A 15,083-nucleotide genomic window follows, 5' to 3' on the forward strand; every position below is an offset into this window, starting at 1 on the left:
CGCGCGGGCGATAATGGGGCGATGGAGATCCCCGCGTGACGGAAACGACGACGTCCTCGACCGCTGCCCTGCGCAGACTGGTCCCTCGGATCTTCTCGCGCGCGCAGCCCTCGGGCGCGGTCGACACCCTGGTCCGCACGGTTCGGATGCACCACCCCAAGAGCGACATCGCCCTCATCGAGCGCGCGTACTCAGTCGCGGAGCGTGCGCACGCGAATCAGAAGCGACGAAGCGGCGAGCCCTACATCACCCACCCGCTCGCGGTCGCGCAGATCCTCGCCGATCTCGGCATCGGATCCAAGACGATCGCGGCGGCCCTGCTGCACGACACCGTCGAGGACACCGACTACCAGCTGGACGAGCTCCGCGCCGACTTCGGCGACGAGGTCGCGATGCTCGTGGACGGCGTCACCAAGCTCGACAAGGTCAAGTACGGCGACAGCGCGCAGGCCGAGACCGTTCGCAAGATGATCGTGGCGATGTCGAAGGACATCCGCGTGCTGATCATCAAGCTCGCCGACCGGCTGCACAACGCCCGCACCTGGGGATTCGTGCCGGCCGAGTCGGCGGCCCGCAAGGCGACGGAGACCCTCGAGATCTATGCTCCGCTCGCGCACCGGCTCGGGATCCAGGCGATCAAGTGGGAGCTCGAGGACCTGTCGTTCGCGGTCCTGTACCCCAAGATCTACAACGAGATCGAGAGCCTGGTGAAGCGGAGGACTCCGCAGCGCGAGGAGTTCGTGCAGAGTGTGATCGACCTGATCGGTGAGGACTTGCGGGCGGGCAGGATCCGCGGACGCGTCGTCGGCCGACCGAAGCAGTACTACTCGATCTACCAGAAGATGGTCGTGCGCGGACGAGAGTTCGACGAGATCTACGACCTGGTCGGCATCCGCGTGCTGGTCAACTCCGTGCGCGACTGCTACGCCGTTCTCGGCTCGATCCACGCCAGATGGACGCCGATGCCGGGGCGCTTCAAGGACTACATCGCGACTCCGAAGTTCAACCTCTACCAGTCGCTGCACACGACCGTCGTCGGCCCCAAGGGCAGGGCCGTCGAGATCCAGATCCGCACGAACGAGATGCATCAGCACGCCGAGTTCGGCATCGCGGCGCACTGGAAGTACAAGGAGCAGATGGCCACCGGAAAGGTGCCCACCTCCGGATCGAACGACACCGACCTCGCCTGGCTCGCCCACCTCTCCGACTGGCAGTCCGAGACGACAGACCCGAACGAGTTCCTCGACTCCCTCCGCTTCGAGATCGGCGCGAAGGAGGTTTACGTCTTCACGCCGAAGGGTCGCGTGATCGGCCTGCCGACCGGCGCGACTCCCGTCGACTTCGCCTACGCCGTGCACACCGAGGTCGGCCACCGGACGATGGGTGCCAAGGTCAACGGCCGCCTCGTTCCGCTGGAGTCGTCGCTGACGACGGGCGACGTCGTCGAGGTGTTCACCTCGAAGAACCCGGACTCGGGACCCAGCCAGGACTGGCTGCACTTCGTGCAGAGCCCGCGGGCGCGCAACAAGATCCGTCAGTGGTTCACCAAGGAGCGGCGCGACGAGGCCATCGAGCAGGGCAAGGACTCCATCGCCCGCGCGATGCGCAAGCAGAACCTGCCGCTGCAGAAGCTGATGAGCCAGGACACTTTCACCGAGGTCGCCAGTCAGCTGCGCTACAACGACGTCGAGGCGCTCTACGCCGCCGTCGGAGAGGGTCACGTCTCGACCCAGTCGGTGCTCGAGAAGGTCGTCTCGTCGATCCAGGGCGATCCGGAGTCGGACGAGAACGAGGTCACCCTTCCGCGCTCACCCCGCCCGCGCAGCCGCAGCAGCGAGTCGGGCGTGCTCGTGAAGGGCGCCCCGGACATCCTGGTGAAACTCGCGAAGTGCTGCACGCCGGTGCCGGGTGACCAGATCGTCGGCTTCGTCACCCGCGGCGCCGGCGTCTCGGTGCACCAGGCGAACTGCCACAACGTGCAGGACCTCCTCAAGGAGCCGGAGCGGATCGTCGACGTCGAGTGGGCGCCCTCCTCCAAGAGCATCTTCCTGGTCCAGATCCAGGTCGAGGCCCTCGACCGCTCCGGACTGCTCAGCGACGTGACGCGTGTGCTCTCCGAGCACCACGTGAACATCCTCTCGGCGACGGTCTCGACGTCGAGCGATCGGCTGGCGATCAGCCGTTTCGTCTTCGAGATGGGAGACACCACGCACCTCGACCGTGTGCTCAACGCCGTGCGGCGGATCGACGCGGTCTACGACGTCTACCGGGTGAACGCGGGCTGATCCCCGGGCGGTGCCGACTCGAGCGCCGTCCGCAGTCGACGCTCGACGATCCGTCGCCCGGCGATCGTCGGGCCGCTCGCGAGACGATCGAGAAGCCGGTCGAGACCGGTACGGCTGGCGCGCGAGAGTGCGCGGAGCGTGCGAGGGTCTTCCTCCGTCCGCGCCAGGTCGATCAGAGTGCGCACGGGTGTGGTGACGGAGGTGCCGGAGAGCACCACCACGTCGCCGTCGCCGAGCAGCACCTCGTGGCAGCGCAGTCTCGTCGTCGCTGGCGGACGCAGGCGCTTCCTCCGATCGATCGCTGCGCTGTGCATCCGCGGCGGGACGAGGAGGGCGCCGTGCACCCACGCCGCGGAGAGGCGGTCGGCGACGACGCCGCGGGGGAGGAGCGCCGCGAGCGAGGCCGCCCGCTCGGCGGCCCCCAGAGGTAGATCGGCGAGGAGGAACCCCTCGTCGACGGCGATCAGCTCACCGTCGAGCCGCGCCGCGCACAGCTCGGCGAGGGGCAGGTCTCCCGGAACGAGAACGGAGGGGAGGCGCATTCCGCCATCGTGGCCGATACACCTCCCCTCCGGAGGACGGTGGGCGGATCTGTGGAGAGATCGCCCCGATGCCGATCAGCCGATCGCGTCCAGCCACACCTTGCGGGCGTCGAGCGCCTCCTGGGCCTGAGCGATGGCCGCGCGGTCGCCGCGTGACTTCGCCTCGTCGAGTTCGTCCTGCAGCTTCTGGATCGCCGCAGTGAGCTGCGAGGCCAGGCCCTCCGAACGCGCCTTGCGCTCCGGGTTGCTGTGGTTCCAGTGCTCCTCGTCGAGCCTGCGCACGTGCGCCTCCACCTTGCGGAGGCGGTCCTCGATGGTGCGCACCTGCTCGCGCGGCACACGGCCGATCGCGTCCCAGCGCTCCTGGATCGCGAGTAGCGTCCGCTTCGCCTTCTCCCGGTCCTGCTCCTGGAGCAGCGGCTCCGCCTCCTCGAGCAGGGCGAGCTTGAGGTCGAGGTTCTCGGTGTATTCGACGCTCTCCTGTGCCACGATCTCGGCCTTCGCCCCGTAGATCGCGTCTCCGGCGGCCTTGAAGCGGGCCCAGAGCGCGTCGTCGAACCGCTTGCCCGCCCGCCCGGCGACCCGCCACTGCTCGAGCAGGGCCCGGTAGTCGGGGATAGCATCTGCGCCCTGGGGCACCAGGGCCTCTGCCTGATCGATCAGAGCCTGCTTGGCCTGCTTGGCCTCGCGGTGTGCCGAGTCGAGATCGGCGAAGAACGCCTTGCGGTTCTGCTCGATCGTGGTCCGCGCTCCGCGGAACCGGCGCCAGAGCTCGTTCGCCTCGTTCTTGGGGAGGCGCGGCCCCTGCTGCTGGTGGTTCTGCCAGCGCGCGAAGAGATCGTCGATCGCGGCACTGGCCTGCTTCCACTGCGTCTTCGCCGGGTCCACCGCGGCGAGGGCCTCGGCCTCGGCCACGATCGACTCGCGGTGGGCGAGGGCCTCGGCGAGAGCAGCCTTCGTCTCCGCGGCCTGCTGCTCGGTCAGATCCTCCACGGAGCCTCCGAGCGCGTCGATGCGGGCCTGCAGGGCTTCGAGGTCGCCGACCGCGTTCGCCTGAGCGACGGCCGCGGACAGCGACTGCACCGCTCGGGCGACGTCTCCGGCCGGAGCACCGCGCTTGGCGCGCTGCTCGAGCAGGGAGACCTGCCCGGCCAGCTCGGTGTACTTGCGCTCGTAGTAGGCGAGCGCCTCCTCGGGAGTCGCATCGGGGTACTGGCCGACCTCGCGCTCCCCGTCGCCGACGCGGACATAGACCGTCCCGTCGTCGCCGACCCGTCCCCACGGCTGCTGGTCACTCATCGCTCGGAGCCTCACCTTGCTGTTCGATGTCGTGCTTCTCGGTGCCTGTCGCGTCGTCGGCCGGCGGGGCTCGACGGCCGAAGGGCCGAAGACCGCGTTCGGCCGCGAACGGGCAGTGACGACAAGCCTATTGCACTCGCTGCGCGGGAGGTTCGTGCTCGTGGCGGCGGTGCGACTACTGGACGGAGACCGAGGTGATCGCCACCGGTTCGGCCGGGGCGCCGTCCGTCGACCCGTCGGCGGTGCCCTTGGCCACCACGTCGTTCACGAGAGCGTCGAGCCCGGAGACGACCCGGCCGATCACGGTGTAGCCGCCGGCGGCGTCGGCGGGGAGGGTCGTGTCCTGGTAGACGACGAAGAACTGGCTGCCCTGGCTGTAGCCGTTGCCGCTCTGGCGGGCCATCGCGATGGTCCCGGCGGGGTAGACGCCGTCCTCCGGTGCGTTCTCGACCGGTCCGTAGCTGTAGCCCGGTCCGCCGGTGCCGGTGCCGTCGGGGTCTCCGCACTGCAGAACGTAGAGGCCCTCCGTGGTGAGGCGGTGGCAGGGGGTCCCGTCGTAGAAGCCGGACTGGGTCAGCGAGATGAAGGAGGAGACCGCCTGCGGGGCGGAAGCCCCGGCGAGGGTGAGCTCCAGCGGGTCGTCGTTGATCGTCAGGGTTCCGGTCCAGTCGCGGCCCTCGGCGATGTCGGCGGAGGGGACGTCCCCGCTGTTCTCGCCGGTCGGCACCGGAGTCGCGGAGGCCGACCCGGACGGTGTCGGCTCGGCGACCGGCGTGCCGGGGCCGCCCGAGAAGTAGAAGAGCTGCGCGACCACGGCCAGGGCGATCACGACGACCGCGGCGATCGAGCCGAGCACGTTGTCGCGTACGCGGCGCCTCTGCCGCGCGCGGTGCAGGCTCTGGCGGGCCTGGTAGGCCCGGAGCCGGGTGCGCGCCTCGCGGTCGTTCGACTTGCCCTGGGCCACGTGTTCCTCCGACGTCCTCGACCGCGCTCCGTCGGCGCGGCGACCCGCGCGCGCAGGCCGGGTCGAGCCTACGAGACTCCTCGAAGACCGGACAAACGCCGCTCCGCAGCAGTGTCGGAGGCCGTCGTTACGCTGGTCGCATGACCATGCAGCAGGCCGGGCTCCGCTCGGGCGCGACTCCGCTCGCCGTCCGGATGAGGCCGCGCAGTCTCGACGAGGTGGCGGGCCAGCGGCATCTGCTCACCCCGGGGTCGCCGCTGGTCGCCCTCGCGGCCGACACGACGGGCGAGCGCGGCGCGGTCTCGGTCATCCTCTGGGGCCCTCCCGGCACGGGCAAGACGACGCTCGCGCAGGCCGTCGCCCATTCGAGCGGGCGGCGCTTCGTCGAGCTCTCGGCGGTCACGGCAGGGGTGAAGGACGTGCGGCAGGTGATGGAAGAGGCGCTGTCGACCCGCGATCTCTACGGCACCTCCACCGTGCTGTTCCTCGACGAGATCCACCGCTTCTCGAAGGCGCAGCAGGATGCCCTGCTCCCGGGCGTCGAGAACGGCTGGGTGATCCTCATCGCCGCGACGACCGAGAACCCGTCGTTCTCGGTCATCGCGCCGCTCCTCTCCCGCTCGCTCCTGCTGACCCTCGAACCGCTGAGCGACGACGATCTGGGCGTCCTGGTCGACCGGGCGCTGCACGACGAGCGAGGTCTGCGCGATGCCGTCGTGCTTGAGGAGGAGGCGCGAGCGAGCATCGTGCGTCTCGCCTCGGGCGATGCTCGGCGTGCGCTGACCGCCCTCGAGGCGGCGGCGACCTCCGCACGCTCGGAGGCGCGAGAGGCCGATCGCGTCGCACGGGCCGCAGCCGAGTCGGAGGACGACGAGGAGGAGGACGGTGACGAGCCCTCCGATGCCCTCGCCGAGGAGCCGGACCTGCCGGTGATCACCACCGATGTCGTCGCGCGGGCGGTCGATCGCGCCCTCCTGCGCTACGACCGCAACGGCGACGAGCACTACGACGTCATCAGCGCCTTCATCAAGTCGATCCGCGGCTCCGACGTCGACGCCGCGCTGCACTACCTCGCGCGCATGATCGAGGCGGGGGAGGACCCGCGTTTCATCGCCCGCCGCATCATCGTCTCGGCGTCCGAGGACATCGGGATGGCCGACCCGCAGGCGCTCGTCGTCGCCATCGCCGCGGCCGACGCGGTGCAGCTCATCGGGATGCCGGAGGGGCGGATCCCCCTCGCGCAGGCCGTCGTGCACCTCGCCACCGCGCCCAAGTCCAACGCCTCCTACTCGGCGATCAACGCCGCCGTCGCCGACGTCCGCGCCGGAAAGGCAGGCCGGGTGCCGGCCCACCTGCGCGACGCGCACTATCCGGGCGCCAAGCGCCTGGGGCACGGCGACGGCTACCGCTATCCCCACGACGCCGAGCTCGGCGTTCTCGAGCAGCAGTATCTTCCGGACTCCCTCCGGGGCGCCCGGTACTACCAGCCCACAGAGCACGGCAACGAGCGCGACGTCTCGGCCCGCTGGGCGAAGCTGCTCCGGATCATCCGCGGGACGCGGGGCTGAGCCGGTCCGGAGATCCGTGTGTGGGAGTGGCCCGCACCTGATAGCCTTGCGAGGTTGCCCACCGCTCTGTAGCCGAGCGGAGCAGCGCATCCCTCTGAATCGCGCAGCACGCCACCGCGGTCACCCTTCCCCTCGCGCCCGCGAGCGGACACGACCTCGGCGGCCGCCCTCCTCCCGGAGCCGGCGGTCGAGTGCTGCGACCGAACCTCTCAGACCTTGGAAGGACCACAGTGTCGACCACCTCCCGCACCCGTTCGAAGACGCGCCTCTCGCGCGCCCTCGGCATCCCCCTGACCCCGAAGGCGGCCCGCTACCTCGAGAAGCGTCCCTACGCTCCCGGTGAGCACGGCCGCTCGAAGCGCAAGGCCGACTCCGACTACGCGGTCCGCCTGCGTGAGAAGCAGCGTCTGCGCGCCCAGTACGGCATCCGTGAGAAGCAGCTGCGCATCGCCTTCCAGGAGGCGCGCCGCACCCAGGGCCTGACCGGTGAGAACCTGGTCGAGCTCCTCGAGATGCGCCTCGACGCCCTCGTCCTGCGCTCGGGTTTCGCCCGCACCACCGCGCAGGCCCGCCAGTTCGTGACCCACCGCCACATCATGGTGGACGGCAAGACGGTCGACCGCCCCTCCTTCCGCGTGAAGCCGGGCCAGGTCATCCACGTCAAGACCCGCTCCGAGGGAACCGAGCCCTTCCAGGTCGCCGCTGCTGGCGGGCATGTCGACGTCCTCCCCAAGACCCCGGGCTACCTCGAGGTCGAGATCGACAAGCTGCAGGCGACTCTCCTCCGCCGCCCGAAGCGCGCCGAGGTCCCCGTGACCTGCGAAGTGCAGCTCGTCGTCGAGTACTACGCGGCCCGCTGACTCCAGCACCGCACGAGGAAGGCCCCGGTGTCCTGCCGGGGCCTTTCCCGTTCCCGGGGTCGTGCGATGTGCACGCTTCGATGTGGTCTTCGGGAGCTCGTACGACGTGCAGTGCCTGTGTGATCAGCAGGGGATGTCACCGCGCGACCTGCCGATCCGCGGTGGAACGGCCGACTCTCGTCGAAGCTCCCGCAGATCGCGAGGCGGCCGTCGTGCGGCCGACGTCCGTCCCGCCCATAAGCCGTCAGTAGGGTGGAGTGCCGCATCTGGCGGCGACGAACGGAGGTCACCGTGTCCGGTGGAGACATCGCAGGGCTCATCGCGGCAGGAGTGTTCGCGATCCTCGTGGGGATCATCGCCATCCCGCTCTGGAAGCTCGGACGGGTCTTCGACAGCACCAGCGAGGCGATCAAGCAGGCCAGCGACGGCCTGACTCCGATCCTCGACGAATCGGCGTCGACCCTCCGCGAGGCGAACCACCAGCTCGCCCGAGTCGACGTCATCACAAAGGACGTGGCCGAGGTGACCGGCAACGTCAACGCGCTGGTCGCCCTGACCGCTGCGACCGTCGGCGGCCCCCTGATCAAGCTCGCCGGCTTCACGGCCGGGGTCCGCGCGGTCCTGGTCGCCGGTCGCACCGCCGACACGTCCGGAGCGGTCGCCGGACGCCGCGCCGCGAAACGCTCGACGCGCGCGCGCCGCCGCTCCTCCGAGTAGCTCGGATTCCGCGCCCTAGAATCGAGAGGGCCGCCGCGCCCCCGCGCCCGCCGCACCGCCGTGGAAGGAACCCCCGTGAAGAACCTCGCCCTGATCGTCCTCGGGATCGGCCTCGGATTCGCTCTCGCCCACCGGGTCTCCCGCACCGAGGCGGGCGCCCGCTTCTTCGCCGACATCAACCGCACCGCGAAGGAGCTCGGCGAGGCCGTCTCCGAGGGCTACCACCAGCGCGAGGCCGAGCTGAAGGCCGCCATCGGCGAGGGCTGACGCCCCGCCGTCCGACATCCGCGTCGTCACCGACCGAACCGTAACGGAACCCATGCAGACCGCAGACATCCGCAACCGCTGGCTCGACTTCTTCGGAAGCCGCGGCCACACCGTGGTGCCCTCCGCCTCCCTCGTCAGCGAGGACCCGAGCCTCCTCTTCACCGTCGCCGGCATGGTGCCCTTCGTGCCGTACCTCACCGGAGTGGTCCCAGCGCCGTACCCGCGAGCGACGAGTGTGCAGAAGTGCATCCGGACGAACGACATCGAGGAGGTCGGCAAGACCCCGCGTCACGGCACGTTCTTCCAGATGAACGGCAACTTCTCCTTCGGGGACTACTTCAAGGAGGGCGCGATCGGCTACGCCTGGGAGCTGCTGACCGGCGCCGAGAGCGACGGCAGTCTCGGCTTCGACGAGAAGGACCTCTGGGTCACCGTCTACAAGGACGACGACGAGGCCATCGCACTCTGGAAGAAGATCGCGGGACTGCCGGACGAGCGCATCCAGCGCCTCGAGAGAGACACCAACTACTGGTCCACCGGTCAGCCGGGCCCCGCCGGACCGTGCTCCGAGATCTTCTTCGACCGCGGGCCCGCCTACGGCGCCGACGGTGGCCCCGCCACGGACGATGACCGTTACGTCGAAATCTGGAACCTCGTCTTCATGCAGTACCTCCGCGGCGAGGGCACGAGCAAGGTCGACTTCGACATCCTGGGCGAGCTGCCGCGGAAGAACATCGACACCGGCATGGGCCTCGAGCGGGTCGCGTTCCTCAAACAGGGTGTCGAGAACATGTACGAGATCGACCAGGTGCGCCCGGTCCTCGACCGCGCGGCCGAGCTCTCGGGCCGACGCTACGGCGCGGTGCACGAGGACGATGTGCGGATGCGCGTCATCGCCGACCACGTGCGCTCCTCGCTCATGCTCCTGTCGGACGGCGTGACGCCCTCGAACGAGGGCCGCGGCTACATCCTCCGCCGTCTGATGCGCCGGACCGTACGGGCCATGCGCCTGCTCGGCGTGGACACCGCGACGTTCCCCGAGCTCTTCACCGCCTCGCGCGACGCGATGGCGGCGGCCTACCCCGAGGTCTCCACCGAGTTCGAGCGCCTGTCGACCAGCGCGTACGGCGAGGAGGAGGCGTTCCTGCGCACCCTCGCTGCAGGCACCGAGATCCTCGACCTCGCCGTCCTCAAGACGAAGAAGGCCGAATCGCCGACGCTGCCGGGCGACACCGCGTTCCTTCTGCACGACACCTTCGGCTTCCCGATCGACCTCACCCTCGAGATCGCCGAGGAATCGGGCCTCTCGGTCGACCGCGAGGCGTTCGACTCCTTGATGACGGCGCAGCGGACGCGGGCGAAAGCCGACGCGAAGTCCAAGAAGTCCGCGCTGGCCGATCTGTCGGTCTACGCGGACTTCCGTGCGCAGGGCGAGACGGTCTTCACCGGGTACGACATGCTCGACACCCCGTCGCGCATCGTCGGCCTCATCGTCGGCGGTCACTCCGTGACGAAGGCGGTCGCGGGTGACATCGCCGAGGTGATCCTCGAGGCCACGTCGCTCTACGCGGAGTCGGGCGGCCAGGAGGCGGACGCCGGCCGGATCGTCGGCTCGGGCTTCGATCTCGAGGTCCTCGACGTGCAGAAGCCGGTCAAGGGGCTCATCAGCCACACGGTGCAGGTCGCCAGCGGCGAGGTCGGAGTGGGCGACGCCGCCACCTCCGTCGTTGACCGCGACTGGCGCCGGGGCGCCACGCAGGCCCACTCGGGCACGCACCTCATCCACGCCGCGCTGCGCCAGGTGCTCGGCCCGCAGGCGCACCAGTCCGGCTCCTACAACAAGGCCGGGTACCTTCGTCTGGACTTCTCCTGGAACCAGGCGCTCTCGCTCGAGACGCGCAGCGAGATCGAGGAGATCGCGAACTCCGCGATCCGCGACAATCTCGAGGTCGTCACCCGCGAGCTCCCGCTCGACGAGGCCAAAGCGCTCGGCGCGATGGCACTCTTCGGCGAGAAGTACGGCGACGTCGTGCGCGTGGTCGACATCGGCGGACCGTGGTCGCGCGAGCTCTGCGCAGGCACCCACGTCGGTCGCTCCGCCGAGGTCGGCCTGATCAGCGTCGTCAGCGAGTCCTCCGTCGGGTCGACGAACCGCCGCGTCGAGTCGCTCGTGGGCCGTGAGGCGTTCCGGGGACTCGCCGCCGAGCGCGCACTGGTCAGCACCATCTCGTCGTCGCTCAAGACGCCTCGCGAGCAGCTGCCCGAGCGCATCGGCGAGCTCGTCGCGAGCCTGAAGGCCGCCGAGAAGCGGATCGCCGCCTTCGAGGCGCGCGCGCTCGCCGATCGCGTGCCCGCGATCACCGCGAACCGCCGCAGCATCAACGGGACGACCGTCGTCGCCGAGAGCATCGGTACCGCGGGCTCGACGGACGAGCTGCGCTCGCTGGTCACCTCCGTCCGGGAGCGGCTGGGCCAGGACCCCGTCGTCGTCGCCCTCGCGGCCGAGGTCGGAGGCAAGCCGGCGGTCATCGTTGCGACCAACCAGGCGGCGCGCGACCGGGGCCGCCGCGCCGGAGCACTCGCGAAGCGCGCGGCCGGGATCCTCGGTGGTGGCGGCGGCGGCAAGGACGACCTCGCCCAGGGCGGCGGCTCGGACGCCTCGATGATCGGCTCCGCGCTCGAGGTCGTGGTACAGGAAGCGACCCGCTGAATGCCGAGGTTCGGTGTCAGGCTCGGTATCGATGTGGGGCGCTCCCGCATCGGAGTCGCCCGCTGCGACGCCGACGGTCTGCTCGCCGTGCCGATCGAGACGGTCGCCCGCTCGGGCGACGGCGATTCCTCGGACATCTCCAGGATCGCTCTCCTGGCGGCCGAGTACGATGCCGAGGCGATCATCGTAGGCCTGCCGTTGTCGTTGTCGGGTTCCGAGACGGCCTCCACCGAGGATGCACGCGGATTCGCTCGACGGCTCGCCGAAGCGATTCCGACCGCCCCGGTGCGGCTCGTGGACGAGCGGCTGTCGACGGTGACCGCCCAGAGCGCTCTGCACCGTTCCGGACGCAGTACACGCGGCTTCCGCGCCGTGATCGACCAGGTCGCCGCCGTGGTGATCCTGCAGCACGCCATCGATTCCGAACGCTCGGCCGGCACCCCGGCCGGAGCCGCGCTCGAAACGAACGAAGGACCAATTCGTGACCGACGTCCCCCCGAGCCGCCGCGACGTCCGCGCCGCCGAGTCCGCGCAGTCGGCTCCGCAGCGTCCGAACCCGGACCGTGCCCACGCCTTGAGTGAGGCGGGAGCGCGCGATCCGTTCGACCGGCTCTTCACCGGACCGGCGGTTCCGGAGGCGAGGGGCCGCGGCGAAGCGGTCCCGATCGATCCGGTCGCCCGGCCCTCCTCCTCCCGCCGCCGCTCGCGCAGCACCCGGAAGCGCCGCACGCGCCGGGGCCTGATCGGCGGGCTGCTCGCGTTCGGCGTCTTCGCCGCTCTCGTGGCGATCGCCGTCACCATCTTCATCGAGCCCGTCCGCGGCCTGTTCGCGGAGTCGGAGCCCGCGGATTTCACCGGCACGGGGACGAGCGAGGTGATCTTCACCATCCATCAGGGGGACGACGGCAGCGATATCGCCAACAATCTCGTCTCGGACGGCGTCATCAGGTCGTACGCGCCGTTCTACCAGCTTCTCCTCGCGCAGAGCCCGGAGCCCGTGTTCCAGGCCGGCGCCTACTCGCTCAAGGCCGAGATGAGCGCGAAGGCCGCCCTCTCGGCGCTGCTCGACTCCGAGTCGACCCGCCTCGCCAACACGTTCGTCATTCCCGAGGGGACGGCACTGAAGGCGGCGTTGCCGCTGATCGCCGACGGAACCGGTGTGGCGCTGGCCGATCTCGAGGCCGCGGCCGCCGACTGGGGCTCGTTCGGACTCCCGGCGGGCGCGACCAGCCTCGAGGGATTCCTGTTCCCCGCGACGTACGACATCAATCCGTCCACATCTGCGCACGACATCCTCAAGACCCTCGTCGACCGGATGTTCGCCTCCCTCGACCGGGCCGGCGTGCCCGTCGACGACCGCTACCGCGTTGTGGTGTTCGCCTCCCTCGTGCAGCGCGAGGCCCGCGTCGCGGAGGACTTCCCGAAGGTTGCGCGCGTGTTCCAGAACCGGCTCGATCAGGGTTGGCGCCTCCAGTCCGATGCGACGGTCGCCTACGGCACCGGAGCGACCGATCGGGTCTCGACGACCGACGCCGAGCGGAACGACGTGAACAACGTCTACAACACCTACCAGCGCGACGGCCTGCCGCCCGCACCGATCTCGAACCCGGGCGACGTCGCGATCGACGCGGTCCTGCATCCGGCAGACGGCACCTGGATGTACTTCGTCACAGTGAACCTGCAGACCGGTGAGACGGTTTACTCGACGACCGACGCCGAGCACAACGCCGCCGTCGCCCAGTGGCAGGCGTGGATGCGGGACCACCCGGAGTACCAGTGACGGCCGCCGGGTACCGCCTCGCGGTCCTCGGCGCGCCGATCGCGCATTCGAAGTCGCCCGCCCTGCATGCGGCGGCCTACCGGGTGCTCGGGCTCGACTGGAGCTACAGCGCCGTCGAGACCACGGAGGCGACGCTCGCCGCGGTCGTGTCCGGCGAGCGCTGGCACGGCCTCTCGCTGACCATGCCCCTGAAGCACGCCGTCCGGCCTCTGCTCGCCGAGGAGGACCCTGTCGCGCGGACGACCGGAGCGGTGAACACGGTGCTCGTCGACCGCTCGGGCGCGGGTCCCAGGCTCCGCGGCTTCAACACCGATGTCGCGGGCATCGTGCGGGCGTTGCGTGACGCTGGAGTCGGCTCCGTCCCCCGCATCGAGGTGCTGGGCGGAGGCGCGACCGCCGCGTCCGCACTCGCCGCGGCCGCCGAGCTGGGCGCGAGCCGCGTCACACTGACGTTGCGCTCGCCCGAGAAGGCGGCTGCTCTCGCTCCCGTGGCGGCCGCGCTGGACCTGGCGCTCGACGTGAGGCCATTCTCCGCGTGGGCCGCGGGGGAGCCCGCTCCGCTGGTGGTCTCGACCCTGCCGGGCGGGGCCGCCGACGCGCTCGAGGTCCCGGAGGCGGTCGTCGCCGCCTCGACGCTCTTCGACGTCGCGTACTCCCCGTGGCCGAGCGCACTCGCGCGGCACTGGGAGGCGGCCGGGTCGCCGGTCGTCTCGGGCCTGGGAATGCTGCTCCACCAGGCGCTCGTCCAGGTCCGCATCTTCGTCGCCGGCGATCCCGCCGCGGCCCTCGAGCACGAGGACGAGGTGCTGGCCGCGATGCGGCGAGCGGTAGCACCGGGCCCGCTGCACTGAGGGCGTATGCCAGAATCGGAGGATGCTCCGTTGGCTCACGGCCGGGGAATCCCACGGTCCCGAACTCGTCGCCGTCCTCGAAGGACTGCCGGCGGGTGTCCCCGTCTCCCTCGACGACATCCGCGCCGATCTGGCGCGCCGGAAGCTCGGCTACGGTCGCGGCGCCCGCATGAACTTCGAGCAGGATGAGCTGACGATCTCCTCCGGCATCCGTCACGGCGCCACTATGGGCAGCCCGATCGCCCTGCGGATCGGCAACACCGAGTGGCCGCGCTGGGTGGACGTCATGTCGGCCGAACCGCGGGACCCGGAGTCGCTGCCCAAGGGCCGGGGAGCGGCGCTCACTCGGCCGCGTCCCGGTCACGCCGACCTCGTCGGCATGCAGAAGTACGGCTTCTCCGAATCGCGCAACGTGCTGGAGCGCGCCTCTGCCCGCGAGACAGCCGCGCGCGTCGCGCTCGGCGCCGTGGCACGTCGGTTCCTCGGCGAGCTGGGCATCACCCTCGTGAGCCACACCCTCGCCATCGGCCCGGTGCGCGTGCCCGAGGGTTCGCCGCTTCCGACGCCCGCCGACGTCGGGACGCTCGACGCCGATCCGCTGCGCTGCCACGACGCCGCGACGAGCGCGCTGATGGTCGCGGAGGTCGACCGCGCCCACGACGACGGCGACACCCTCGGTGGGGTCGTCGAGGTGCTCGCCTACGACCTCCCGCCCGGGCTCGGCTCCTCCGTGCACTGGGACCGCCGCCTCGATGCACAGCTCGCCGCCGCAGTGATGGGGATCCAGGCCATCAAGGGCGTCGAGGTGGGCGACGGGTTCCTCACCACGACCCGCCGCGGCTCCGAGGCGCACGACGAGCTCTTCCGGGCGGCAGCGGGCATCGCGCGCTCCAGCGACCGGGCCGGCGGCACCGAGGGCGGGATGAGCACCGGCACAGTGCTGCGGGTGCGCGCCGGGATGAAGCCGATCGCGACGGTGCCGCACGCGCTGCGCACCGTCGACGTCGCGACCGGGGAGGCGGCCGGTGCGCACCACCAGCGTTCCGACGTCTGCGCCGTCCCCGCCTCGGGCGTCGTCGCCGAGGCGATGGTCGCGCTGGTTCTCGCGAACGCGGTCCTTGAGAAGTTTGGCGGCGACAGCGTCGCGGAGACCCGGCGCAACCTCCGGGGCTACCTCGCCGCCATCCCCGACGAGCTGCGCACGGTGTCCGAGAGCGACCCGGCGCTCGGGCTCGCCTGA

General features: G+C 70.6%; 13 protein-coding genes. 10 read left to right on the forward strand and 3 right to left on the reverse strand.

Annotated features, from left to right (window positions below):
• Positions 1 to 35: 35 nt before the first annotated feature.
• Positions 36 to 2,285 (forward strand): RelA/SpoT family protein, encoded by a 2,250-nt coding sequence (locus GSU10_RS06730; RefSeq protein WP_132505101.1) that lies wholly within the window; start codon positions 36 to 38, stop codon positions 2,283 to 2,285.
• On the opposite strand, the gene GSU10_RS06735 is transcribed toward GSU10_RS06730, so the two are convergent.
• From GSU10_RS06735 to GSU10_RS06745, 3 genes are all read right to left on the reverse strand, one after another.
• Positions 2,264 to 2,827, reverse strand: coding sequence for a Rieske (2Fe-2S) protein (locus GSU10_RS06735; RefSeq protein WP_068210526.1), 564 nt, complete (start codon positions 2,825 to 2,827; stop codon positions 2,264 to 2,266). The two genes, GSU10_RS06730 and GSU10_RS06735, sit on opposite strands and share 22 nt — an antisense overlap.
• A gap of 75 nt (positions 2,828 to 2,902) precedes the next feature.
• Positions 2,903 to 4,126: a DUF349 domain-containing protein gene (locus tag GSU10_RS06740; RefSeq protein ID WP_068210524.1), complete on the reverse strand. Its 1,224-nt coding sequence runs from the start codon at positions 4,124 to 4,126 to the stop codon at positions 2,903 to 2,905.
• Between the two features lie 175 nt (positions 4,127 to 4,301).
• The gene (locus GSU10_RS06745) at positions 4,302 to 5,090 is read right to left on the reverse strand and encodes a peptidylprolyl isomerase (protein ID WP_068210521.1); all 789 of its coding nucleotides are present in this window, start codon (positions 5,088 to 5,090) and stop codon (positions 4,302 to 4,304) included.
• A 140-nt stretch (positions 5,091 to 5,230) separates the two neighbouring features.
• On the opposite strand from GSU10_RS06745, the gene GSU10_RS06750 reads away from it, so the two are divergent.
• The 9 genes from GSU10_RS06750 (at position 5,231) to aroC (ending at position 15,083) form a co-directional block, all read left to right on the forward strand.
• On the forward strand, positions 5,231 to 6,658 hold the full coding sequence (locus tag GSU10_RS06750) for a replication-associated recombination protein A (protein WP_082845092.1): 1,428 nt from the start codon (positions 5,231 to 5,233) through the stop codon (positions 6,656 to 6,658).
• 230 nt (positions 6,659 to 6,888) lie between these two features.
• Positions 6,889 to 7,518, forward strand: a complete 630-nt coding sequence (rpsD, locus tag GSU10_RS06755) for a 30S ribosomal protein S4 (protein ID WP_068210518.1) — start codon at positions 6,889 to 6,891, stop codon at positions 7,516 to 7,518.
• Positions 7,519 to 7,809: 291 nt separating this feature from the next.
• Complete coding sequence (locus GSU10_RS06760) at positions 7,810 to 8,235, forward strand: DUF948 domain-containing protein (RefSeq protein ID WP_068210516.1); 426 nt, start codon at positions 7,810 to 7,812, stop codon at positions 8,233 to 8,235.
• A 75-nt stretch (positions 8,236 to 8,310) separates the two neighbouring features.
• Positions 8,311 to 8,502, forward strand: a complete 192-nt coding sequence (locus tag GSU10_RS06765; RefSeq protein WP_068212441.1) for a hypothetical protein — start codon at positions 8,311 to 8,313, stop codon at positions 8,500 to 8,502.
• 52 nt (positions 8,503 to 8,554) lie between these two features.
• Positions 8,555 to 11,212 (forward strand): alanine--tRNA ligase, encoded by a 2,658-nt coding sequence (gene alaS / locus GSU10_RS06770; RefSeq protein ID WP_132505098.1) that lies wholly within the window; start codon positions 8,555 to 8,557, stop codon positions 11,210 to 11,212.
• Positions 11,213 to 11,794 carry a Holliday junction resolvase RuvX gene (gene ruvX / locus GSU10_RS06775; protein WP_132505095.1) on the forward strand — a complete coding sequence of 194 codons (582 nt, stop codon included), beginning with the start codon at positions 11,213 to 11,215 and terminating at the stop codon, positions 11,792 to 11,794.
• Entirely contained in the window at positions 11,694 to 12,992 is a 1,299-nt protein-coding gene (gene mltG / locus GSU10_RS06780; protein WP_068212431.1) for an endolytic transglycosylase MltG, read from the forward strand. The genes ruvX and mltG overlap by 101 nt, the downstream gene beginning before the upstream one ends.
• Positions 12,989 to 13,843, forward strand: coding sequence for a shikimate dehydrogenase family protein (locus GSU10_RS06785; protein ID WP_241972917.1), 855 nt, complete (start codon positions 12,989 to 12,991; stop codon positions 13,841 to 13,843). Before mltG ends, GSU10_RS06785 begins: the two co-directional genes overlap by 4 nt.
• A 22-nt stretch (positions 13,844 to 13,865) precedes the next feature.
• Complete coding sequence (aroC, locus tag GSU10_RS06790; protein WP_068212433.1) at positions 13,866 to 15,083, forward strand: chorismate synthase; 1,218 nt, start codon at positions 13,866 to 13,868, stop codon at positions 15,081 to 15,083.

Source organism: Rathayibacter tanaceti, assembly GCF_009834165.1.
In the GTDB taxonomy this organism is placed as follows: Bacteria; Actinomycetota; Actinomycetes; order Actinomycetales; family Microbacteriaceae; genus Rathayibacter; species Rathayibacter tanaceti.

What these genes read in the sequence shown, in the direction of transcription:
- GSU10_RS06735 (WP_068210526.1), bottom strand. Translation starts at nt 2,827, where the DNA reads ATGCGCCTCCCCTCCGTTCTCGTTCCGGGAGACCTGCCCCTCGCCGAG.
- aroC (WP_068212433.1), top strand. Translation starts at nt 13,866, where the DNA reads ATGCTCCGTTGGCTCACGGCCGGGGAATCCCACGGTCCCGAACTCGTC.
- GSU10_RS06740 (WP_068210524.1), bottom strand. Translation starts at nt 4,126, where the DNA reads ATGAGTGACCAGCAGCCGTGGGGACGGGTCGGCGACGACGGGACGGTC.
- GSU10_RS06750 (WP_082845092.1), top strand. Translation starts at nt 5,231, where the DNA reads ATGACCATGCAGCAGGCCGGGCTCCGCTCGGGCGCGACTCCGCTCGCC.
- alaS (WP_132505098.1), top strand. Translation starts at nt 8,555, where the DNA reads ATGCAGACCGCAGACATCCGCAACCGCTGGCTCGACTTCTTCGGAAGC.
- ruvX (WP_132505095.1), top strand. Translation starts at nt 11,213, where the DNA reads ATGCCGAGGTTCGGTGTCAGGCTCGGTATCGATGTGGGGCGCTCCCGC.